The sequence below is a fragment of the Sphingobacterium nematocida genome (assembly GCF_900168125.1).
Taxonomy (GTDB): Bacteria; Bacteroidota; Bacteroidia; order Sphingobacteriales; family Sphingobacteriaceae; genus Sphingobacterium; species Sphingobacterium nematocida.
The window spans coordinates 58,666-81,102 of record NZ_FUZF01000004.1; the positions used below are offsets into that span (position 1 = coordinate 58,666).

Annotated in this window: 26 protein-coding genes and 1 tRNA gene; 15 read left to right on the forward strand and 12 right to left on the reverse strand. The window is 39.7% G+C overall.

Going from position 1 to position 22,437, the window contains the following annotated elements:
- Nucleotide 1: 1 nt before the first annotated feature.
- Genes B5X76_RS06680 through B5X76_RS06690 form a run of 3 tightly spaced genes read left to right on the forward strand, consistent with a single transcriptional unit; the run spans nt 2 to nt 2,920 of the window.
- Nucleotides 2-697, forward strand: coding sequence for a phosphoadenylyl-sulfate reductase (locus tag B5X76_RS06680; RefSeq protein ID WP_079642341.1), 696 nt, complete (start codon nt 2-4; stop codon nt 695-697).
- Between the two features lie 35 nt (nt 698-732).
- Complete coding sequence (cysD, locus tag B5X76_RS06685; RefSeq protein WP_079642342.1) at nt 733-1,623, forward strand: sulfate adenylyltransferase subunit CysD; 891 nt, start codon at nt 733-735, stop codon at nt 1,621-1,623.
- 52 nt (nt 1,624-1,675) lie between these two features.
- A complete protein-coding gene (locus B5X76_RS06690) occupies nt 1,676-2,920 on the forward strand; it encodes a sulfate adenylyltransferase subunit 1 (protein ID WP_133585070.1) in 1,245 nt (414 codons plus the stop codon).
- 23 nt (nt 2,921-2,943) lie between these two features.
- On the opposite strand, the gene B5X76_RS06695 is transcribed toward B5X76_RS06690, so the two are convergent.
- Nucleotides 2,944-3,765 (reverse strand): alpha/beta fold hydrolase, encoded by an 822-nt coding sequence (locus B5X76_RS06695; protein ID WP_079642343.1) that lies wholly within the window; start codon nt 3,763-3,765, stop codon nt 2,944-2,946.
- A gap of 157 nt (nt 3,766-3,922) precedes the next feature.
- On the opposite strand from B5X76_RS06695, the gene B5X76_RS06700 reads away from it, so the two are divergent.
- Nucleotides 3,923-3,996, forward strand: a tRNA-Arg gene (locus B5X76_RS06700).
- 223 nt (nt 3,997-4,219) lie between these two features.
- Here the strand turns inward: B5X76_RS06700 and B5X76_RS06705 are convergent.
- Both B5X76_RS06705 and lysS read right to left on the reverse strand, forming a co-directional pair.
- Nucleotides 4,220-4,930, reverse strand: coding sequence for a DUF4397 domain-containing protein (locus B5X76_RS06705; RefSeq protein ID WP_079642344.1), 711 nt, complete (start codon nt 4,928-4,930; stop codon nt 4,220-4,222).
- 121 nt (nt 4,931-5,051) lie between these two features.
- Nucleotides 5,052-6,758 carry a lysine--tRNA ligase gene (gene lysS / locus B5X76_RS06710; RefSeq protein WP_217699628.1) on the reverse strand — a complete coding sequence of 569 codons (1,707 nt, stop codon included), beginning with the start codon at nt 6,756-6,758 and terminating at the stop codon, nt 5,052-5,054.
- Between the two features lie 309 nt (nt 6,759-7,067).
- Between lysS and B5X76_RS06715 the strand changes: the two genes are divergently transcribed.
- The 6 genes from B5X76_RS06715 (at nt 7,068) to B5X76_RS06740 (ending at nt 11,987) form a co-directional block, all read left to right on the forward strand.
- Nucleotides 7,068-7,316 carry a type B 50S ribosomal protein L31 gene (locus B5X76_RS06715; RefSeq protein ID WP_079642345.1) on the forward strand — a complete coding sequence of 83 codons (249 nt, stop codon included), beginning with the start codon at nt 7,068-7,070 and terminating at the stop codon, nt 7,314-7,316.
- Nucleotides 7,317-7,384: 68 nt separating this feature from the next.
- Nucleotides 7,385-8,572: a putative sugar nucleotidyl transferase gene (locus tag B5X76_RS06720; RefSeq protein WP_079642346.1), complete on the forward strand. Its 1,188-nt coding sequence runs from the start codon at nt 7,385-7,387 to the stop codon at nt 8,570-8,572.
- A gap of 30 nt (nt 8,573-8,602) precedes the next feature.
- Entirely contained in the window at nt 8,603-9,367 is a 765-nt protein-coding gene (gene tpiA, locus B5X76_RS06725; protein ID WP_079642347.1) for a triose-phosphate isomerase, read from the forward strand.
- A 4-nt stretch (nt 9,368-9,371) separates the two neighbouring features.
- Entirely contained in the window at nt 9,372-10,211 is an 840-nt protein-coding gene (gene prmA, locus B5X76_RS06730; RefSeq protein WP_079642348.1) for a 50S ribosomal protein L11 methyltransferase, read from the forward strand.
- Nucleotides 10,212-10,213: 2 nt separating this feature from the next.
- Nucleotides 10,214-11,587 carry a Mur ligase family protein gene (locus B5X76_RS06735; protein WP_079642349.1) on the forward strand — a complete coding sequence of 458 codons (1,374 nt, stop codon included), beginning with the start codon at nt 10,214-10,216 and terminating at the stop codon, nt 11,585-11,587.
- 70 nt (nt 11,588-11,657) lie between these two features.
- On the forward strand, nt 11,658-11,987 hold the full coding sequence (locus B5X76_RS06740; RefSeq protein ID WP_079642350.1) for a helix-turn-helix domain-containing protein: 330 nt from the start codon (nt 11,658-11,660) through the stop codon (nt 11,985-11,987).
- A gap of 59 nt (nt 11,988-12,046) precedes the next feature.
- On the opposite strand, the gene B5X76_RS21950 is transcribed toward B5X76_RS06740, so the two are convergent.
- The 8 genes from B5X76_RS21950 to rpsF all read right to left on the reverse strand — a co-directional run bounded on the left by B5X76_RS21950 (nt 12,047) and on the right by rpsF (nt 16,304).
- On the reverse strand, nt 12,047-12,214 hold the full coding sequence (locus B5X76_RS21950; RefSeq protein WP_176141006.1) for a hypothetical protein: 168 nt from the start codon (nt 12,212-12,214) through the stop codon (nt 12,047-12,049).
- Between the two features lie 127 nt (nt 12,215-12,341).
- Nucleotides 12,342-12,902, reverse strand: a complete 561-nt coding sequence (scpB, locus tag B5X76_RS06745) for an SMC-Scp complex subunit ScpB (RefSeq protein ID WP_079642351.1) — start codon at nt 12,900-12,902, stop codon at nt 12,342-12,344.
- 9 nt (nt 12,903-12,911) lie between these two features.
- Nucleotides 12,912-14,036 carry a cyclic dehypoxanthinyl futalosine synthase gene (mqnC, locus tag B5X76_RS06750; protein ID WP_079642352.1) on the reverse strand — a complete coding sequence of 375 codons (1,125 nt, stop codon included), beginning with the start codon at nt 14,034-14,036 and terminating at the stop codon, nt 12,912-12,914.
- Nucleotides 14,037-14,063: 27 nt separating this feature from the next.
- Nucleotides 14,064-14,720: an HAD family hydrolase gene (locus B5X76_RS06755; protein ID WP_079642353.1), complete on the reverse strand. Its 657-nt coding sequence runs from the start codon at nt 14,718-14,720 to the stop codon at nt 14,064-14,066.
- A 6-nt stretch (nt 14,721-14,726) separates the two neighbouring features.
- On the reverse strand, nt 14,727-15,047 hold the full coding sequence (locus B5X76_RS06760; protein WP_079642354.1) for a hypothetical protein: 321 nt from the start codon (nt 15,045-15,047) through the stop codon (nt 14,727-14,729).
- A 167-nt stretch (nt 15,048-15,214) separates the two neighbouring features.
- Nucleotides 15,215-15,658 (reverse strand): 50S ribosomal protein L9, encoded by a 444-nt coding sequence (gene rplI, locus B5X76_RS06765; protein WP_079642355.1) that lies wholly within the window; start codon nt 15,656-15,658, stop codon nt 15,215-15,217.
- Nucleotides 15,659-15,672: 14 nt separating this feature from the next.
- The gene (gene rpsR, locus B5X76_RS06770; RefSeq protein ID WP_021072256.1) at nt 15,673-15,936 is read right to left on the reverse strand and encodes a 30S ribosomal protein S18; all 264 of its coding nucleotides are present in this window, start codon (nt 15,934-15,936) and stop codon (nt 15,673-15,675) included.
- The gene (gene rpsF / locus B5X76_RS06775) at nt 15,936-16,304 is read right to left on the reverse strand and encodes a 30S ribosomal protein S6 (protein ID WP_079642356.1); all 369 of its coding nucleotides are present in this window, start codon (nt 16,302-16,304) and stop codon (nt 15,936-15,938) included. Before rpsF ends, rpsR begins: the two co-directional genes overlap by 1 nt.
- A gap of 226 nt (nt 16,305-16,530) precedes the next feature.
- Between rpsF and B5X76_RS06780 the strand changes: the two genes are divergently transcribed.
- The 5 genes from B5X76_RS06780 (at nt 16,531) to B5X76_RS06800 (ending at nt 21,414) form a co-directional block, all read left to right on the forward strand.
- The gene (locus B5X76_RS06780) at nt 16,531-17,091 is read left to right on the forward strand and encodes a Crp/Fnr family transcriptional regulator (RefSeq protein WP_079642357.1); all 561 of its coding nucleotides are present in this window, start codon (nt 16,531-16,533) and stop codon (nt 17,089-17,091) included.
- Between the two features lie 165 nt (nt 17,092-17,256).
- Nucleotides 17,257-18,645 (forward strand): TolC family protein, encoded by a 1,389-nt coding sequence (locus B5X76_RS06785; protein ID WP_079642358.1) that lies wholly within the window; start codon nt 17,257-17,259, stop codon nt 18,643-18,645.
- Between the two features lie 58 nt (nt 18,646-18,703).
- On the forward strand, nt 18,704-19,672 hold the full coding sequence (locus tag B5X76_RS06790; RefSeq protein WP_079642359.1) for an HlyD family secretion protein: 969 nt from the start codon (nt 18,704-18,706) through the stop codon (nt 19,670-19,672).
- A gap of 2 nt (nt 19,673-19,674) precedes the next feature.
- On the forward strand, nt 19,675-20,832 hold the full coding sequence (locus B5X76_RS06795) for an ABC transporter permease (protein WP_079642360.1): 1,158 nt from the start codon (nt 19,675-19,677) through the stop codon (nt 20,830-20,832).
- Nucleotides 20,833-20,889: 57 nt separating this feature from the next.
- Nucleotides 20,890-21,414: a GNAT family N-acetyltransferase gene (locus B5X76_RS06800; RefSeq protein ID WP_079642361.1), complete on the forward strand. Its 525-nt coding sequence runs from the start codon at nt 20,890-20,892 to the stop codon at nt 21,412-21,414.
- Here B5X76_RS06800 and B5X76_RS06805 read toward each other — a convergent pair.
- Nucleotides 21,397-22,362: an alpha/beta fold hydrolase gene (locus B5X76_RS06805; protein WP_079642362.1), complete on the reverse strand. Its 966-nt coding sequence runs from the start codon at nt 22,360-22,362 to the stop codon at nt 21,397-21,399. The genes B5X76_RS06800 and B5X76_RS06805 overlap by 18 nt on opposite strands.
- Nucleotides 22,363-22,437: the final 75 nt, after the last annotated feature.

Consider the following 22,437-nt stretch of genomic DNA (forward strand, 5'->3'; position numbering starts at 1 on the left):
CATGATCGATTTATTGAAAAAGGCATTATCTGGTTTAGACGCACAGCAAATTGTTTCTTATATTGTCCAAAATTATGCTGGACGTACCGTTTTTTCGACGTCCTTTGGTATAGAAGACCAGGTTATCACAGAAATGCTTTCGAAAGAACCTCAGCAGGTATCTATTTTTACGTTAGAAACAGGACGGTTATTTCCTGAAACCTATTACGTATGGAATAGAACCTTAGAACGTTATAATTTGCCAATAAAAGCCTTTTATCCACAGACAGATGCTGTGGAAGCCATGGTTTCGGACAAAGGTCCTTCTAGTTTTTATGAGAGCGTAGCCAATAGGAAAGAATGCTGTTTTATACGCAAGATCGAACCTTTAAAGCGGGCGATAAAAGGCTTTGATATCTGGATCACAGGGATTCGTGCCGAGCAATCGCCCAATCGGGAAGAGATGGATTTTCTGGAGTGGGATGAGGCGAATTCAATCGTTAAGGTGCATCCCTTATTTTATTGGTCATTGGACGACGTGGAAGCTTTCTTAAAGCAGTTTAATGTGCCTTATAATCCATTGCATGATAGGGGATTCCCCAGCATAGGATGTCAACCCTGTACCAGGGCTGTAAAAAAAGGAGAAGATTTTCGTGCGGGCAGATGGTGGTGGGAAGATAAAAGTAAAAAGGAGTGTGGGTTGCATGGTGGAAGCTGAGCCTTGCGAAGTGAAAAGTTATAAGTTAGATAAAAATGGATTATTTAGATCATTTAGAGGCAGAAGCCATTTATATTCTCCGTGAGGTCGCGGCACAATTTGAAAAACCGGCCCTGTTGTTTTCCGGGGGAAAAGATAGTATAACATTGGTGCATCTTGCTAAGAAGGCATTTCGTCCCGGCAGGTTTCCTTTTCCTTTGGTGCATATTGATACAGGGCATAATTTTCCGGAAACTATTTTGTTTAGAGATTGGCTGGTTGATCAGATCGGTGAAAAGCTGATTGTCGGTTCGGTTCAGGATAGCATCGATGCGGGACGGGTTGTGGAGCAAAAGGGTAAAAACGCAAGTAGGAATGCATTGCAAACCGTGACGTTGTTGGATACGATCGAACGATATGGTTTTGATGCCTGTATTGGAGGGGCACGGAGAGATGAAGAAAAGGCACGTGCTAAAGAACGTATTTTTTCGGTACGGGATGAATTTGGGCAGTGGGATCCCAAGCGTCAGCGTCCCGAGTTATGGAATATATTTAATGGCAGGATACATAAGGGTGAAAATGTACGCGTGTTTCCCATCTCAAATTGGACAGAGCTGGATGTGTGGAACTACATAAAGCGGGAGCAAATAGCGTTGCCTTCAATCTATTTCAGTCACGAGCGCGATGTCGTGTGGCGCAATGGACAGTGGATGGCTAGTGCAGACTGTCTGCAAATTGATGAAGCAGACAAGGTAGAGCATCGGTCTGTGCGTTTTAGAACAGTAGGAGATATGACCTGTACTGCCGCAGTAGACTCTGTCGCCGTAGAACTCGATGATATTATCTCCGAGATAAAGGCTTCGACGGTGAGTGAAAGAGGGGCTAGAATGGACGATAAAGTGTCTGAAGCAGCGATGGAAGAACGGAAAAAACAAGGGTATTTTTAGTGTTTAGTATTTAGTACATAGTATTTAGATATTAGATTTTAGACAATAAGAAATGAACATATTAAAATTTATAACGGCTGGGTCAGTAGATGATGGCAAGAGTACGCTGATCGGTCGCTTGCTATACGATACCGATTCTATATTGGACGATCAATTGGAGGCTATTCAAAAAGCGAATCGGAAGAATGACGACGGTACGGTCGATCTTGCTATCCTCACCGATGGATTGAAGGCCGAACGGGAGCAGGGTATTACCATCGATGTGGCCTACAAATATTTTCAGACCGAGGTGCGTAAATTTATTATTGCCGATGCACCAGGACATATTCAGTATACCCGTAATATGGTGACCGGAGCCTCAAATTCTGATTTGATCATTATCTTGATAGATGCCCGCAAGGGGGTGATCGAGCAGACCAAAAGACATTCTTTCATCGCTAAATTATTGTCTTTGAAAAAGGTGCTGGTCTGTATCAATAAAATGGATATGGTGGATTATAGTCAATCTGTTTTTGACACGATCAAGTCGGATTATCAACGATTAGCGGACAATTTAAATTTACAGGACGTAGATTTTGTACCGGTCTCGGCACTTAAGGGAGATAATATTGTTTTTTCTTCCAAGCATATGCCTTGGTATACAGGTCCGACTTTGCTGCATTATCTGGAGACGGTTCAGTTTGCCGACAAAGGAACCGGCGCTTGGCGCGTCCCTGTTCAATGGGTCGTACGCCCTCAGACGGTAGATCTTCCGGATTATAGGGGCTATGCCGGTCGGGTAATAGGCGAGGGGCTGAAAGTAGGAGAGGAAGTTGTCGTATTGCCTAGTGGGGTAACGAGTAGGGTAAAGGCTATAACGTTTGACGACGTGGATCTAGCGCATGCGGAGGATGGGCAGTCTATCATTGTCCATTTAACAGATGATATCGATATCTCAAGAGGCGATTTTATTGTTAGTGCCTATTCGCAACCACATACCGAGCGTAGTTTTGAGGCCAATATTAGTTGGTTTGAAAGTAAGGCGTTGGATGTAAATCAGGTGTATCTTTTACAGAATCAAACCAAGGTAACTAAGATTAAGGTTGCTGAGATTAAATACAGGTACGATGTCAATACACAGGAGATGGTTTATGACGATCGTATAGGATTAAATGATATCGGAAGGATCGTCGTAAAGGCGGCGGACGAGGTCGTTTTTGACCTGAATAATGAACTCGCTGTAAATTCGCGGGCTATATTGATTGACCCACGGAGCAATTTAACGGTTGGCGCCCTGACTATAGAGGAATTGGTTTAATCCCTCTATGAACAGTTTTCTCCTTACCGAAGGAGAAAACTGTTCATATGTTTATTAAAAGCCAATGGTTGCTCTAGGTTCGGGAGGTGTCCCGCATCCTCTATTTCTACGAATACAGCATCAGGAATCCGCTGGCTCATTTCTTCCATTAGAATCTTTGGCGTGATTTTATCTTCACTTCCCCGGATGAGGAGCGTCGGGATCTTAATACTATCCAGCATATCCGTATTGTCCGTTCGAGATGCCAGCGCCAGTAAGGTCGCACATATCGATTGAATCGAATTTCGTCGAATGCTACTTTTGATCAATTCTATAGCATCTTCGTTTTCCTCCGCATTTTTTTTTGCAAAGAGATTGTCTATAAATCCTAAGGCAAATGGTCTTCTTCCGTGTCTCAAGATGGCCTGTATACTATCAAAACGTTTTTGTTTGGCCGTATTGTCGTCTGCTTTGTGATGGGTATCCGATAGGATGAGTCCTTCTATTTTGTCTGGAATTAATTGATAGATACGTAGCGCGATGTATCCGCCCATAGAAACGCCGCAGAGAGTTACTTTTTCAAGCTCCAATTTGGCAAGTAGCGCTATGATATCCTTTGCGAATACATCAATACTGAAAAATCCATGTCCACTTGTAGACAGTCCGTGACCGCGCACATCCACAGCGATGCCTGTGATATTGTCCTCTAAAGATTCCAATTGAGGGCGCCAAGAGTTCTTGTTGAAAGGGAAACCATGTAAGAAAATAATAGTACGTTCTTCTGTCTCTGTGGCCTTTTTGATGTGATAAGATAGACTGATATCCTCTACTCTTATTTTGCTGCTACGAATAATACGCTCTGTCATAAAAAATAAAATGTAATTCAATTACTATCAGCAATATATAAAGAATAATGCTCTTTTTTGACTAAAAAGGAAGAAAAATATTTGAAATATTGAAAAAAGTACTGATATTTGCATCACTGAAACGGAGTAAAACTACGGTTTTGCAAAGCTTCGAAAAGCATTCCTAGCTCAATTGGATAGAGCGTCTGACTACGGATCAGAAGGTTAGGGGTTCGACTCCCTTGGAGTGCACAGGTTAAAGGATTCTCATTCGAGGATCCTTTTTTTTGTTTTCTTTGTACCTATCTGAAATACTTTACTTTTTAATGGGTCCCATCTTCTGGGAATTGATTGAGACGATCTCTATTAAGTGTGTAAGCTATTGCTAATAGTATGCTAGGTCTGGAGAAGTAAATAAAAAAAAGAGGGTATGCCTCTGTGAGACATACCCTCTATATAGAATGAAGATGTAATTTTAATATTGCGCCACTACACCAATGTACAGTGGTTTTTCTGTTGAGTTTTTGTCTCCTGTAAGTATAATACTGTAGTATCTACCTGCAGCGAGGTCTACGGAGCGTTCGATCAACGTATTGTTGCTTTCGTCTGTTACGATAATATTGGTTTTACCGCTGTTTTGTGCTACGAAGGTAGCGTGAGTTAGGTTTTCACCTGTTAACACATCTTCTATCGCTCGGTTGCTGTATATCGGAGTTTCCTTGCTGTTTAAATATACATTAACCTTGGCGGTATTGTTTGCCAGATGAAAGAAACGAAGGGCTGATTTGGTACCTAGATTTTCAACTTCTTTGTCCTCTGCAATAATCTGCTTTGGTTTTTCCAAAGTTCCGTATACAAATGAAGTATAATAAGAACTGTCTTTGAAGGTATATACAGTGTCAATCAGCGTCTTGCTATCTGCAGATATTGTTTTGATTTTTCGGTTTCCGGTGTATAGGTAGCTAGGCGGCGTACCGAAGGTATTATACTGCAATGGATTGTGTGGCGATTGTAGGTAGTTGTTGTCCGCCATATGTAGGATATATGGAGAAGCTGTGTAAGCATTGACCATTGTTAACGTTGCCCGTGGGATGTTATTGATATCGTCATTATCTTTAAGACATCCGCTTAATACTGATACACTTAGGAGGGCAATAAAGAATAATTTAATAGTTTTTGTTTTCATCTTTCTTAATGCTTTTGTTTTGGGATTATAACGGAAGGTTTTTTGGAAAAGCTACAGTGATGAACAAAAAAAAAGCAGAAATCTTTTAATTTCTGCTTTTTTCTATTTGTTTTTAGTGGTATTATTTTTTTGAGATATATTTATTGTCACCATCTAAAATGATGTCAATAAGGTCTTTTTGGCGTAAACTCTTGGTCGCATTGTCCCATTTTTTTCCGCTTAAACCTGTTTTTTCTTTGATTTCCGATAGTGAAGCCTGTTCTTCTGTCAACAGATCTAAAACGGCTTTTTCATCGCCTGTTAGTTCGATAGCCACTTCTTTTTTCTCAGGTCTCATCTGAGGGAAAAATAGTACTTCTTGGATCGAAGGATTGTTTGTAAGGAACATAATAAGTCTGTCCATACCGATACCTAACCCTGAGGTTGGAGGCATACCGTACTCTAGTGCTCTAAGGAAATCTTGGTCGATAAACATGGCTTCATCATCCCCTTTTTCTGAAAGACGCAATTGCTCCTCAAAGCGTTCGCGTTGATCAATAGGATCATTTAGCTCGGAGTATGCATTAGCGACTTCTTTGCCACATATCATTAACTCGAAGCGTTCTGTGAGTTCAGGATTGCTTCTGTGCTTTTTTGTAAGCGGTGACATTTCTACCGGATAGTCGGTAATGAATGTCGGCTGAATGAAGTTGCCTTCACATTTTTCGCCAAAGATTTCATCGATCAATTTGCCTTTTCCCATAGTTTCGTTTACGTCGATACCCATTCCTTTGGCAGCGGCACGGATCTCATCTTCGGTTTTCCCGGTAATGTCAAATCCAGTGAACTGCTTAATGGCATCGGTCATCGTGACGCGCGGATAAGGTGCTTTGAAGTCAATCTGATGTTCGCCAAATACGGCTTTAGTAGTACCGTTGACCTGTTGAGCACAGTGTTCTAAAAGTCTTTCGGTAAAATCCATCATCCAGTTGTAGTCTTTGTAAGCTACGTAGATTTCCATTACCGTGAATTCTGGATTGTGCGTGCGGTCCATTCCTTCGTTTCTGAAGTTTTTAGAAAACTCATAAACACCATCAAAACCACCAACAATTAAACGCTTTAGGTATAGTTCATTGGCAATTCTTAAATATAAAGGAATATCTAGCGCATTATGATGTGTTGTAAATGGTCTTGCAGCGGCGCCACCAGGGATAGCTTGTAAGACTGGAGTCTCTACTTCCATATAACCTGCGTCGTTGAAGAATTGACGCATAGCGATATATAGTTTCGTTCTTTTGATAAACGTTTCTTTGTTATGCGCATTTACGATAAGATCTACATAACGCATTCTATAGCGTTGCTCTGGATCTGTAAAAGCATCAAAAGTTTTGCCTTCGGCTTCTTTTACTACAGGGAGTGGACGTAGGGATTTGGTAAGTACAGTGAGTTTTTCTGCGTGTACAGATATTTCACCACTTTGTGTAGTGAATACAAAGCCTTCGATACCGATGATATCTCCGATATCTAAGAGTTTTTTGAATAGTGTGTTATATAAGGATTTGTCTTCTCCGGGGCAAAGGTCATCTCTTTTTACATAGACTTGGATACGGTCTGTAGAGTCTTGGATTTCGATAAAAGAGGCATTCCCCATGATACGACGGCTCATGATACGGCCAGCGATTAAAATATGCTTGTAGTTAATCTTGTCGCGTTCGTAATTTTCTAGTATATCAGCAGCAGTAACATTCACCTTGAATTCGTCGGCAGGGAAGGGGTTAATGCCTAAGTCGATGATGCCTTGTAGATTTTGTCTACGTTGTAATTCCTGTTCGGATAATGCAATACTCATGTGTTATTTTTTTGAAAAATGTATGTGCCTATATGGCTAGAAACAACCCTACATATTGGATATGAAATCTTCTTAGTGCGAAGGTTCGTTTAAATAATCAGCAAAAGTAACAAAATCGCAGATAAAAATGATCGATTAATCGCCTTATATTTTAAAATATTGTTACTTTTGTGCCTCGATATGCGTTCTCCTTGTTTGAATAGGTGGATAATTATCCCGGTGTGGATAAATATTATTTTGCAAATTATTGTTAAATAGATTATCTTTGCACCTCAATTGTTGAATATATAGTAGTAATCATAAGATAAAATGAAAAAAGATTTGCATCCATCAAACTACAGATTAGTTGTTTTTAAAGACATGTCAAATGAATATGCTTTTGTAACTAAATCATGTGTAGATACAAAAGAAACTATCACTTGGGAAGATGGTAATGAGTATCCATTGGTTAAATTAGAGATTTCTCATACATCACACCCTTTCTATACGGGTAAAATGAAATTGGTTGATACAGCTGGACGTATCGATAAATTCCGTAGCCGTTATAACAAAAAGTAATCACCATATTATATATGGTATGAGGTCCCGATAATATACTTATCGGGATTTTTTTGTATTTTAGAAGTATGTCTTTTTCTATTGTTTTATTTGACGATTGTTCCTCTAGAGAACGATTACAACCTTTGACCTCGACTCGTCCTACGGGCAATCTTCGAGTTGGAATATGGACTATAGATCAAAAATGGCGTCATATTTTTGATGCTGATGTGGCTTATTTAACGCGGAATTACTTGCGTGAGAAATTCCCCGCAGCACCTATTGGCCATGAAGACTATTTAATCATTGATAGCCGGGTATTGCCCATTGCCGAATTGATTGATGAAATAAAGGGGCTACAAGTAAATCAAAAGCTCCTTTCGAAAGACGGCGATTGGATTGCATTACGGTTGACGAGTTTAGATGGTTTTAATGAACAAGCTTTGGGAAGCGCCACAGCCGTGTTGTCCACGTGCAGTATCAATCGGTTACATTATCCAGAAGATATTTATTTAAATAATGCGGAGCAGATTAGTTTTGATCTGGGCTGTCTGGGTGTACAGGCTGCTAACGCCAATGCGTATCCGGATTGTTGTTTTTTTGGGACATCAATTTACATAGGTGATAACGTGCTGTTAAAACAGGCTGTTTTGGATTCGACCCAAGGGCCAATTTATATCGGTGAAGGGGCTGTTATAGAGGCTGGTGCGGTGATTCATGGTCCTGCAGCGATTGGCGCTGGCTGTCGTGTAAAAAGTGGGACGGTCGTGTATATGAATGTAACTGTAGGGGCTAATAGCACAATTTGTGGCGAATTGAATAATACGGTGATTTGGGGTAACTCTGCCAAAGGACACCTGGGATACCTGGGCTGTGCGGTAGTGGGTGAAGGGTGTAATATCGGAGCCGGGACGAATAATTCCAATTTAAGAAACGATTGGAAAACGGTTCGTCTGTATGATTATTCGGTAGGAGGGATGAGGGACACGGGACTTCAGAAATGTGGCGTAGTGATCGGCGACCATGTTATGCTGGGAATCGGTTGTAAAATTAATACAGGAACGGTGATTGGGGTGGGTGCTCAGATTGCAATCTCGAATTTTATTCCGAAATTTGTGCCGGACTTTAGCTGGCTTACGGATTTGATCCAAGATCGTTATATCTTTGCAGACTTTATAGCGATGCTACAACGCAAGGCTTTGGTCAAAGGAGAGTTTTTTGATGATGAAGACGAGAAGATGTTGTCTTCTGTTTATGAAGAAGCACAAAATAGATAGATAAATAATCAACACTAAATAAATAATATTATGCGTAAAAAAATCGTAGCAGGAAACTGGAAAATGAATCTAGGTTATGAAGATGGGTTAAGCCTTTTTTCTGAAATCGTCAATATGGTGAAGGATGAAGTTATTGGGGATCAAGAGGTCGTGGTATGTAGTCCTTTTATTCACCTGTCTTCTATCGCTAAATTGGGTGCTGCGGTCAAGAACGTTAGTATAGGTGCGCAGAATGTTCATCAGGCAGAATCGGGTGCATATACAGGAGAGGTTTCGGCATCTCAGGTCAAATCTGTCGGTGCAAGTTATGTAATTTTAGGTCACTCGGAGCGTAGAGCTTATTTTGGAGAAACTGATTCGCTATTGGCAGAAAAAGTTAATGTGACGCTAAAACACGATTTAAAACCTATTTTCTGTATCGGAGAGACGAAGGAAGAGCGTGAATCAAACCGCTTTTTTGAGGTTATAAAAACCCAATTGGACCAAGGGGTATTTCACCTGTCGGCTGATGAATTTGCTAAGATCGTATTGGCATATGAGCCGGTATGGGCAATCGGAACGGGATTGACTGCTTCTCCGGAGCAAGCTCAGGAGGTTCATGCGTATATCCGGGAGGTAATTGCAAACCGTTATGATGCTACAGTAGCGGATAATACGACTATTTTGTACGGTGGAAGTGCTAATCCTTCGAATGCTGCTACTTTGTTTGCGCAGAAAGATATCGATGGAGGACTGATCGGAGGGGCGTCCTTGAAATCTAGAGATTTCTTGGAAATTGTGAAAGTATTTAATTAAAATAATGAGGTATACAGCTGTTAATTTTATAAGTGCTGACATCCAGGACTGGCAAAAGGATTTGCTTATTGCCGAGCTTGGAGATATTGGGTTTGATACCTTTGAAGATAGCGACGAGGGATTTAATGCGTATATCCCGAGTTCAAATTTGGATGTACAGCGTTTGGAAACGTTGTTGTTGGATCAGGTTGTGGATTATCAGTTGGATTATTCTATAAAAGAAATCGAAGAGGAAAACTGGAACACCCTTTGGGAAAGTAATTTTAATCCGATCTTGGTGGATGATGTCTGTTATGTGAGGGCTACTTTTCATGAGGCTAAACCGGAGTACCTGTACGAAATCGTAATTGATCCTAAAATGTCTTTTGGCACAGGACATCATCAGACTACTTCGATGATGTTGTCTTTTATATTGGCGAATGACTTTAAGGGGAAACGTGTTCTGGATATGGGATGTGGCACAGGGATTCTGGCTATATTGGCTGCTAAGAAGGGAGCATCATCGCTATTGGCAGTGGACTATGATTCGATCTGTGTGGATAGTGTGGAAGAGAATAAAGTGCTTAATGGAATAACGAATTTAGAAAGCAGACTGGGGTCTAAAGAGGTTATTGAGGGCGGTATATATGATACTATTCTGGCAAACATAAACAGGAATATTTTGTTAGATCAATTAGATACTTATGAGGCTGTACTGGAGAAAGGTGGCGAATTGTATTTGAGTGGTTTTTATGAAGTTGATGATTTGGATATTATAAAGCATAAATGTGAAGGTCTAGGGCTCTTTTTTAAAGAAAAGAAAGTTATGGACCAGTGGTGTGCAGCAAAGTTTGTTAAAGGATAATCATGCGAATACATTTTATAGCGATTGGGGGCAGTGTGATGCACAATTTGGCGATTAGCTTAGCCAAGTTGGGGCATCAGGTGACTGGTTCTGACGATCAAATTGTAGAACCTTCAAAATCCCGTCTTAAGGAAGCATCTTTGCTGCCTGAACAAATAGGGTGGAATGCGGACAAGATCACCGCGGATATTGATGCTGTTATCTTGGGGAAACATGCCTTGGCTGATAATGTGGAGTTAATGAAAGCCCAAGAGCTTAAGGTCAAGATCTATTCTTTTCCAGAATTTGTTTACGAGCATAGTATTGATAAGATTAGGGTGGTGATAGCCGGGACATACGGTAAGACGACAATTATCAGTATGATCATGCATGTGCTTAAGTATCTAAATCGGGATTTTGATTATTTAGTTGGCGCAAAGCTGGAGGGCTTTGATGCGCTGATTAAACTTACCTCTACAGCGCCTATAATGCTTATAGAAGGGGATGAGTTTTATGCATCCTCTATCGACCTACATTCTAAGTTTCACTACTATCATCCGAATATTGCGTTAATCAGTAATATACAGTGGGATAACTTCAAAATGCTCATGACCGAAGAGGAGTATCTTGGTCAGTTCGAAACTTTTATCGATACGATAGTCCCGAAAGGAACATTGATTTATAACAAGGAGGATAGCAATGTTGTTAAAATCGTGGGGGAGACTAAGGACTGTAAGATTAATAGACATGGATATAGATTGCCTAACTATACTATAAATAAGGGTGTTACCTATTTGGAGGTCGGTGAAAATGATATTCCTTTGCAGGTGATCGGAAAACAAAACCTATCAAATATTGCGGGTGCCTATACGGTTTGTGAATGGTTAGGAATTAAGAGAGATGAGTTTTACGAGGCTATCCGGAATTTCAAAAGTTCAATCCGCTACCTGGAATTTGTGGCAAGTGCTGAAGGATCTGTTGTTTACCAGGATTTTGCCCACACACCAACTAAGTTAAAATCCAGTATACATGCCATTAAAGAACAGTTTTCTGATTTTAAGTTACTGACTATCATTGAGTTAAATCCTTATGATGTGATTGAAGGCGACAAGTTGGAGCAGTATGATAGTAGTATGATGGAGTCGGATACTTCCATAGTTTTTATCAATAAGAGCAATATAAAAGAAAAAAATGTAGTTTTAGATAATATCGTAGACAGAATTGTTAAGGTATTTAATCATCCTAACCTTTTGGTCATAACGGATCCTATGGATTTGTATGGTTTTCTGGAAGTGTTTGATAGTAAGGGGTATAATATGCTATTTATGAGTTCTAGCAACTATAGTGGTATCAATATGCTCAAGTTTGCCGATAAATTTTTAACGAAAGTTAGTTAAACTGTTTTTGTTTTTCTTTTTATTTTAACAATTAATTTTTACTTTTGAGGTAAAACATAACATTTACCGAATGAATGCTTTAGGAAAGAAAATTAGGTTACTAAGACATCAAAAAGGCTGGAGCCAAGAGGATGTTGCAAAGAGGTTAGATATATCTATTCCTGCTTTTTCAAAAATTGAAACTGGAATTACAGATGTGAATTTATCACGTCTGAATCAGATTTCCAAATTATTTGGTCTGTCTTTAGTCCAGTTGCTGTCTACTTCGGATGTAGATGACGATAAAGATCGAATGGACGAGTTGAATGAAATGAATAGAAAACTACAGCTTCGAGAGATCGAGGTAATTGATTTGCAGAAGAAGGTGATTGATCTTTATGAGCAACTTCATAAGAAATAGAAAAGGCGATTTTTAAAATCGCCTTTTCTATTATAGGAGGATCTTCTTACAACTTAGCGCTAGAAATCATCTTCATCCTCATCGTCAAAGTCGTCAAACCCGCCCATACTGGCGTCCATTTCTAATCCGAAATCATCTTCATCATCAAAATCAGAATCGTCCTCAGGACCGTTAAAATTGACTAATTCCTCATCAATTTCAAACTTTTCGACACTCTCGTTCATCATAGTAAGCTAATTCTTTCTGTTATTAATTCTATCGTAAAATTAGATAAGAAAATCAAAACATAAAATTTTTTTTAAAAAATATAGGTTTGATTATCAGGGTACTCATTTTGAATAAAGTGGATTTGCCTTAATCTATGATCTCTCCGATACTGTTTTCTTCATTTATGATATCTTTAAGTTGTGGCAAGTCTTTTACCGAGTTAATGCCAAAATGATTCATAAATTGATCGCTCGTGGCATAGAGTAACGGCTTGCCTATACTTTCGGCCTTTCCTGCAATTTTTATCAGATCCTTTTCCAATAAACGTTGTATGGAATAGTCACAATTTACGCCTCGGATCTGCTCCACTTCGAGCTTGGTGATCGGTTGTCTATATGCAATGATCGCTAGGGTCTCTAATCCGGCCTGGCTTAACTTTTTACGATCTCTATGTGCCTGTAACTGATTGATAGCATCGTGGTATACCACTTTGGTCAGAAACTGATATTTGTTATTGACTGGAGTGAGCGTGAATATTGAATCTTCATCTTCGTACTTGGTCTTGATTTTATCCAGAAATGAACTTACTTCGTCTTTGTTGATATCAATCAACAGTGCATCCTGAAGTACATGTTTGATTTCATTTGCAGAGATCCCTTCTTCGGAAGCGAAAATCAGTGCTTCAATATTGAGCATTATATCTTTCATTGGAGAAGACTAATAATTTATAACTTGTTCAATCATTGATTGTGGTATTTCTCTAAACTGATACGTCTGTGTGCGTAGCTGCGGCTCGAATCCAGCTTCTTTGATGGCATCTTGAATCGATTTTGATGTAAAACGATGGGGTGCTCCAGCTGCTGAAACTACATTTTCTTCTATCATGATAGATCCAAAATCATTGGCCCCACTGTGTAGACATAGCTGTGCCACCGGTTTTCCTACGGTCAACCAGGACGCTTGGATGTTTTTGATATTGGGTAGCATAATTCGACTGAGGGCAATCATACGTATGTACTCGTCTCCAGTGACATTATTGGCAATGCCACGCAGCCTTTTTAATAAGGTGCCATCGTCTTGGAAGGGCCAAGGTATGAAAGCGATGAAGCCATGGCTATCCGCCGGCTTTTCACTTTGGACCTGCCGGATCCATTCGAGATGCTCAAAGCGTTCTTCTAAGGTTTCTATATGACCGAACATCATGGTGGCTGATGTCGGAAGATTGATTTTATGAGCGGCCCGCATGACATCTAGCCATTCTTGGCCACCACATTTTCCTTTGGAGATTAATCGACGAACCCTATCATTTAATATTTCGGCCCCAGCACCTGGAAGCGAATCTAATCCGGCTTCTTTGAGTGCGGTCAATACCTCAAGGTGGGACATTCCTTCTAATTTTGCAACGTGCGCTATTTCGGGTGGACCTAGCGCATGCAACTTGAGTGTAGGGTATAGTTCTTTAAGCTGTTTGAAAAGGTCTTGGTAGAAAGCAATTCCTAAATCGGGATGATGTCCTCCCTGTAGCAACAGTTGGTCTCCGCCGTATTTAAAAGTTTCTTCTATCTTAAGCTTATAGGTCTCTATATCCGTAATGTAGCTGTCTTCGTGACCTGGTCTTCTAAAAAAGTTGCAAAATTTGCAGTTGGCGATACAGACATTTGTCGTATTTACATTTCTATCTATTTGCCAGGTAACTTTACCATGTGGGACTTGTTGTTTTCTCAATTGATTCGCAACATGAGCCAGTTCTGTAGTGGTTGCATTCTGGTATAGAAAAATACCTTCTTCTTTTGAAAGAAACTCAAATTGAAGTGCACGCTCTAGTAGATTTTCAACATTCATTAGTAGCAAAGATAAGTAGTTTTTTAATTAATCTATAAGATTTAGAAGACTAGGGAGCTTGATTTCTGTATAATCTGAGATATAAAAATCGCAAGGAGGGAGTTCGCTTTTGCTGTGGGAGCTTAACACACCTACGACTTTCATATTTGCATTTATAGCTGCGCTGACGCCCGAAAATGAATCTTCAAATACAATACAGTGCTCTTTCGGAACGTTGAGCTTGGCCGCAGAGCTGAGGTATATTTCTGGATCTGGTTTGTGCTTTTTAACGTCTTCGCTGGACATAAAGGAGTCCATCATATGTCTTATGTTCAGCCCGTCAACAATAAGGTCCATATTGGCTCGTGGAGCAGATGTGGCAACCGCTGTTTTAATTTTTTCCTGTTTTATTGATTTTAAAAAATCAACATATCCAGGTATACCTTCTATATGCTGTGCATAGATACTCCGGAATAGCCCTTCTTTTTCCTTTTCGAGCTCTAATAATTCGTCGCCCTCTATCTTTCGCTCGAAAAAATGGGACATAATGTAGGAGTTATGTTTTCCATACATATGTTGTTCGAATTGTGCGAGATTGTAGGAAATGTGGTGCTTGTCAAAAAAAGCCTCGAAGGCTTTAGAATGATACGGATTCGTATGGGCGATAACCCCATCCATATCGAATAATATAGCTATTTCTTGCATCTATTTTTAGTCTCTTCTGATAAACTCCCGGTCTTCGTCGGAAAGAGAATTGGGAGCGTAAGGTGATGTAGGGTCTGTATCTGTGGTCTGATCTGTTATTACAGGACTATTAGGATTAGTAACAGCGTATTCTTTTGGATGTTTTTTGCGGCGTCTGAATAGAATACCGCCTGTGATCATCCCTATCACATAAAAAGTAGCGAGTATGATTAACTTTGATGTCCTAATCTCTCCAAAGAACCAGAATGAACTTTCTTCTTTATTGTTAAATAAGATGATGACAACAATTGCCAGTAGAATTGCAATGATGATTGTTTTTGGTCTCATATTAAAATACTGATTTAGTTCTGCTTTGTGGGCAAAAGTACTAAAAACTTTTAGGATCCGCCAGTTGCTGTGGCACTCTGCGGATTTAAAGCTTTTGAGGGGGTCTAGAAAAATAAAAAAGGAGATAACATTTGTTATCTCCTTTGTATTTTTAGTGAGTTTTAGAATTACTCAGCTACTACTTCGAAAGGAACTTGAACTTTAACTTCTTTGTGTAAGTTTAAGTTAGCTACGTATTCGCCAATTGTTTTAGGCTCTACTTCGAAAGTAATACGACGACGATCTACATCGTAACCTTGGGCTTTCAACGCATCAGCAATCTGAATGCTGTTTACTTTACCGAAGATTTTGCCAGTTTCACCAGCTTTAGCACCAATAGAAAGTTTTACATTTTCTAATTTAGCAGCTAATTCTGTAGCGTCTTTCTTGATTTTGTCTTGTTTGAACTGAGCTTGTTTGATATTCTCAGCCAATACTTTTTTTGCTGATGGCGTAGCCAAAGTAGCAAATCCTTGAGGAATTAAGTAGTTACGGCCAAAACCTGGTTTTACTACTACGATATCGTCTTTCTCACCAAGGTGTTTAACATCTTGTTTTAATATAATTTCCATTTATCGTATCCTCCTTATTTTAATGAATCTGCTACGTAAGGCATTAGACCGATGATACGAGCACGTTTCACGGCTTGAGCTACTTTACGCTGGAACTTCAATGATGTACCCGTAAGACGACGAGGTAAAATTTTACCTTGATCGTTAACAAACTTCATAAGGAAGTTAGCGTCTTTATAATCGATGTACTTAATACCGTTTTTCTTGAAACGACAGTATTTTTTACGGTTGTCCTCTACTTTAGGAGCTGTCACGTATTGGATGTTTTCTTTTGACATTAGTTTGCTACCTCCTCAGTTTTAGTTTCAGCTTTCTTGTTGAATGCACCGCTGCGTTTTTTCTCGCTGTAAGCAATAGCATGCTTCTCAAGAGCGATAGTTAAGAAGCGCATCACACGCTCATCACGCTTGTATTCAACCTCTAGTTTTTTAATTAATTCACCTGGAGCCTTGAATTCAGTTAAGTGATAAAATCCAGTTGTTTTTTTCTGGATCGGATACGCTAATTTTTTCAAACCCCAATTATCTTCTGCGATAATTTCGGCTCCGCCTTCTGTTAAGATACTTTTGAATTTTGCGATTGTTTCTTTCGCAGCATCTTCTGAAAGCAACGGGGTAAGAATGATTACAGATTCGTACTGTTGCATTTTTTAAATAGTTATGTTAATTTAAATTTTTCCGTAACTCACGGAAGTGCAAAGATAGGAATATTTTTCTTTTTTTTATTATCTGCTTATAAAAAACAAAAAGTAAATCAGCAGAATAGCTGCGATCTTCGCCTGTTTATTTATAAGAAGTTTGAAATAACATTGTTTTTTGTGTTACAAATAGATATATTCAAGTTGAATTGCACGATGTCGACAAGAAATTACCATGAGAATTATTGACTATTTGAAAAGTCTATACCCTATAAATGACGAAGTAGAGTTTTTCTTTGCTAAAATGGCTGAAACTAAAAGTTACAGTAAAGGAGAGATAATCTTTTCGCCGGATAGCTATTTAAGACATGTCTATTTTATAGAAAGTGGATTTACAAGGATCTACTATAATAAAGGGGACCGCGACGTAACCCATTATTTTTTTGGACCGGATACCTTTGGTACGGGGATCGAAAGTCTTTTTTATCAAAAGCCCTCGGTATTTGGTTTTCAGGCACTAAGTGATACCGTTGTTATGGCCATTCCGTTTTTGGCGATAAAGGAATTGGCGGAGACGAATATTACGATGAATCATATTATTCAGAAGATTCTATTGGATTCGTTGATCAGTTTTTCAAGACGCTTTTATAATATGCAGTTTGAGACGGCCAGTGAGCGATACCAGTCCTTAATGCTTGAAAATCCAGCGTTGTTTCAGCAGGCTACATTAGGACATATCGCTTCTTATCTGGGGGTTTCACAGCAAACACTTTCGGTAATACGTGGTCTGAAATAGTACGTTTTTAAGATATCTTAAAATTTCAGCAACAAATAAGCTTTATTTTTGTCTTAGTTTAATAAATAACGTGAAATTATATATACATATGAAATACTCCTATTTAGCGAAGCACAAACACTTAGGAGTATTCCATATGATAGATAAAAATCAAACTATATACATATGAAATACATGTCTTGTTGTATTTTTCTCTTGTTTTCTCTCGGATATTGTCTTCCTGGTCTACGGGCTCAAGAGCAACTTTCCGATTTTAAGCATCCCGTAGAACAGGCTATTAAACATAATAAGGGTTTGCAGAATGCATACCTGGAAAATCAAAAGGTCGTGTTGGAAAGGGAAGAGGTGAAAGGTAAATTTTTGCCGACGGTATCCCTTAATGGCGGGTATGGTTATCTCAACAGTACTGTCGATTTGGATCTACCTACTCATCAGCTCCCTATAACCGGCATAAATTTGTTTGAAGGCTCCCAGCGCTCTAATCTTTCTACACAGATTGCTATGGCTGGGGTTACAGCAAAGCAGGTTATTTTTAGTGGTCTACAGATCACGAATGGACAGAAGGCTTTGGAACAGAAGTTTAAAGCCCAATCGTTGATGCGCGAAGCAGGAAAGGACCAGATCGCCCAAGAGGTAATGTATTCCTTTGATCAATTGATGTTATTGAGAGAAGTAGATCTTCTTATTCAGGACTCCGAACGGAGGTTGAACAAAGAGCATCTGAAGGTTGTTAAGGCTATCGATAATGGCTTGGCTATTCCTTATGATCGTGATAAGATAAAACTGGCCATGCTTGAATTGGAAAGTAAAAAGGCGGAAGTGAGTAGTAACCGGGAATTGTTATATTTCAAATTGGAGGAGTTGACGGGCTTGGACAAGGATCAGTTGAAATCGGTGGTCTATCCATTGACTGAAATTGCTGTGGTTTTAGATGAAGCTACTGTGATGAATCGTAAGGAGTTGCAGGCACTGGAAGCATCGCAGAAAGCTTATGGATACGCCTTAAAAAAGGAACAAGGAGCGAAGCTGCCGTTAGTGTTTGCCTTTGGAAATGTGTCTTATTTGAACGCGTTTGATTCGCGGTTTACATTAAAAGACTTACCGCAGGTGGGCGACGTAAAAATGAAGACTAACCACCTGCAGCTAGCACCTAATTATGCCGTAGGAGTTGGTCTGAAATGGAACGTGTTTGAAGGTAAGTCGCATAAAAGCGCGATTGAGAAGGCAAAACTAGATATTCAGATTAATGCGAATAAGCTAGAAGATACGCGGGAAAAGCTGAGTTTACTGCAACGTAAAACCCGTTCGGATTATGAGCTTAGTCTGAAAAAAATCGGTGTAAATCAACAGCAAGTCGCTATCGCAAAGAATAATTTGCATTTGGCTTCGAGACAGTTTGAAGAAGGATTGAGCGATGTCACCGAACGACTGGAAGCAGAGAACGAATTCTATAAGCAATCGTTGAATTATTATAGCCAAGTGCTTAATCAACGCAATGCTGTGGCCGAACTTTTAAAGGCGAATGGAAACCTTTATGAAACAATTGTAAGATAATTTACGGGATCTTGTTGAACGGAAATGTCTTAAAGCTAAAACAAAAAAATTATTAACGATGAAAAATACGCTTTACATAATCTTCGCTACCTTATTCGTACAAGGATGTTCCAGTAACAATACGAAGCAACAAAAGGTGTTGGAAGGCAAAATCGAAAGGGATCAGATTGCGGTGACGACTAAGGTGCCTGGGAAAATCCAGAAAATATTAGTTGAAGAGGGACAGATGGTACAGCAGGGGGATACTTTGGTGATTTTGGAGCTTCCAGAAGTAGATGCTAAATCTATTCAGGCACAGGGCGCATTGGAGGCTGCCCAAGCGCAGTATGATATGGCTGTCAAAGGAGCTACAGATGGACAATTGACCCAACTGAATGCAAAAGTTGCGGGGTTGAAGGAACAGTATGATTTTGCAAAAAAATCATTGGACCGTATGCAGAATCTGCTGCGAGACTCATTGGTTGCCCAGCAAAAATATGATGAGGTGTATGCTAAGTATCAAGGTGCAAAAAATCAATATTTAGCGGCTCAGGCAGAATTGGCCGATGTGAAACATGGAGCACGTATTGAGCAGCAGAAGATGGCATTGGGACAGAAGGAAAGGGCTATAGGAGCTGTTTCTGAGGTCAACGTGGCTGCAAAAGAAAGGTATATCATCGCTCCACAAGCCATGTCGATCGAAAACATAAATTTAAAGGTTGGGGAATTGGCTTTGGCGGGTTACAGTCTAGTATCCGGGTATATCGTAGATGGGACCTACTTTAGATTGACCGTACCGGAAAGCCGTGTCAAAGAGTTTCAAAAGAATGCTGTCAAGACGCTTACCATCCCTTATCTCGATAATAAAACGCTAACGGCAAAAGTAGAAACAATCAAATCTTTGAGTAATTATGCCAGTATCAGTACAGCATATCCTGATTTTGAGCAACAGGAAACTCTTTTTGAAGTTCGGTTGAAGCCAACAAGTACCACAGACAATAAGGAACTGTTAACCAAGGCGACTTTTATCGTTAAAGACGAAAAATAATTATGAGGAACTTTTGGCATTTAATCAAAAGAGAATTTGGCTTATTCTATCAGAATAAGGTATTGCTTGTTCTTTTTTTAGGCGCTCCGATCATGTACGGTGTACTGGTAGGCGGGGTGTACAAGAAAGGTAAAGTAACGCACCTTCCTATCGTAGTCGTTGATGAAGATCGTAGTCCTTTGTCAAAACAGCTGATCGATATGTTCAACGAAAATGAGGTTATTTATGTAGCTGAACTAATGAATGATCCATTTGGTGCTAAGGAAGCGGCGATGAAAAAGGAGGCTACGGTAGTGGTACATATTCCACGTAACTTCTCGTCGGATGTTAATTACAACCGGAGTACCGAATTGACGTTGTTTGTCAATGCTTCAAATACCTTGACTTCTAATTATGCGATGATGGCTGTCAATGTTTGTGCAGCGACAATGAAAGCCGGTATACAGATAAAATATCAGGAAAAGAAAGGGGTGCCCAGCTATGTGGCTACCCAGCAGTATGAACCCTTTAAAACGACTATCGTAAAGCAGAATATACGTAGTGGTAATTACCTGTATTTTATGCTGCCTGGGGTTTTGCTTACGGTATTGCAACAGGTAATGATGCTGGGATTGGCACTGAGTTTCGCTTCGGAGTTTGAAAATAATACTTTTGGAGAATTGGTCACTAAAAGTTCGAATGTCTTTATACTTATTCTTGTAAAGATCATGCCTTATATTTTAATGTCATTCTTTATCTATGGATTGTATTACGGATACTCCGTCTATTATAAAATGCCTTTGCATGTAGAGGGCTTAGCTTTTTTTGGGGCTTCTTTTTTATTTTTACTGGCAGTAGCTTTTTTAGGTATCCTGGTGAGTATAGCTATTCCGAGCCAGCTGAAGGCTACCGAAATCTTGATGGTCATTGCAACGCCTTCTTTTATACTCAGTGGGTTTACCTGGCCTTTGAGTCAAATGCCGGATTGGATTGTTTGGATAGCAAAACTTATACCGTTGACACATTATTTGCAGATTTTCAGAACCATGGTTATCGAGCAGGGAACGGCCGACCTGATAAGGTCTTCTGTATGGGGACTGGGAATTATTGCGATGGTATCTTTTTTGGGGTCGGTCATTCTTTTACAGCTAAAGGTTAATAAGGTTAAGGCGGTGAAGTAGGTGAAGGAGGTTGGAAAGAGGTATAGGTATTTGATTAATATTTCCTTATTTTGAAGAATGATTGAAAATATTGCTTTTAGAAAGGCCGTAGCGACGGATGTGGATGATATATGGTCTATCCTTGATGAAGCTATCCGTAAACGCAAGGATGAAGGTTCGGATCAATGGCAAGATGGGTATCCCAATAGAGACGTTATCTTAGCTGATATCGAAAAGGGGTATGGTTTTGTTGCTGAACGAACGGAAACGGGACTGCTGGCTTATATCGCTATTATTGGAGACATAGAGCCTGCCTATGAAAAATTAGAAGGGGAGTGGCTCACGATACGTCCTTATACAGTAATACATAGATTGGCAGTTTCACAAAGTGACCCTATAAAAGGCTTGGGGACCTGGATGATGCGGGAAGCCGAGAAAGTTAGCTTATCGTGGGGGCGACCAAGCATAAAGGTGGATACAAACTATGATAACGTAGGGATGCTACGTGTATTTGATAAACTAGGATACGTGTATTGTGGTGAAGTCTGTTTTAGAGGCGGAGCACGTCGCAGGGCATTTGAAAAATTACTGGACGTTAACTGATGGGGTATGGGCTAAAAGCCACTGTCCAATATCGGAGAAAACCTGTTCTTTGTTATCTTCCTGTAGTATTTCGTGACGCTTTTCGGCGTAGATTAACGTAGTGATATCTTTAAAACCGGCCGCTTTTAGTTGTCGTTCGGTATGGTTTATTCCTTTACTAAAGTCGCCGATAGGATCATTTTCTCCGCTGACCAGAAGTATGGGGAGATTGGCTGGGATATTTGTATACCAACCTTTTTTTGTTGCCTCTAAGAGTAAGATTAACAAGGTATAAAAGGCATTGTTGGTAAATGGAATGCCGCAACGACTATCTTGCTTAAATCGTGTTCTATTGGATTTGCTGAGGCTCAGCCAACTTGTTTCGTCAAAATCTGCTTCCTTTTGAAACTTACTGTTGTTTATCTTGCTAAAGATCCCATTGATCAATTTACTTCGTTTCTTTGGACTGAATTTGTTTAAGAGCGAGAGTAAACTTCTAAAGATTTCAGCTCCCGGTGTTTTGGCACCTGTACCTATCCACACACTTCCATCAAATTCGGAACCAACTCGTTGTAATACATTACGGGTGATAAATGACCCCATAGAGTGCCCAATAATAAAATGAGGTAGGTTCGGATGTGTGTCCTTCAGATAGCGATGTAGCCCTATAGCATCTGAAATTAGTCGGTCTTGTGGCTGTTCCTTTTGAAAATAACCCTGTGCGCTCTCATTGATCGCTGTGTTGCCATGTCCTATGTGGTCATAAAGGAGTACTGCAAAACCGAGATTGCCGAGGTATTCAGCAAAATCCAGATAGCGATCGCTATGTTCTTGCATGCCATGCAGTATTAAAATCGAGGCAACCGTATTTTGCGCTACTGGTTCTATGTAAGTGCTGTACAACCCATTTGGAGCTACGCTCTTGTCATTGTTTGAAATGTCAATATATTTTGTGCTGCTCTTTACCATGGAATGAATGTTCTCGAATTTAATTCAATATACCATTTTTATAGGTTATTTCGTTGCCTTTTTGTGTGTTTTAAC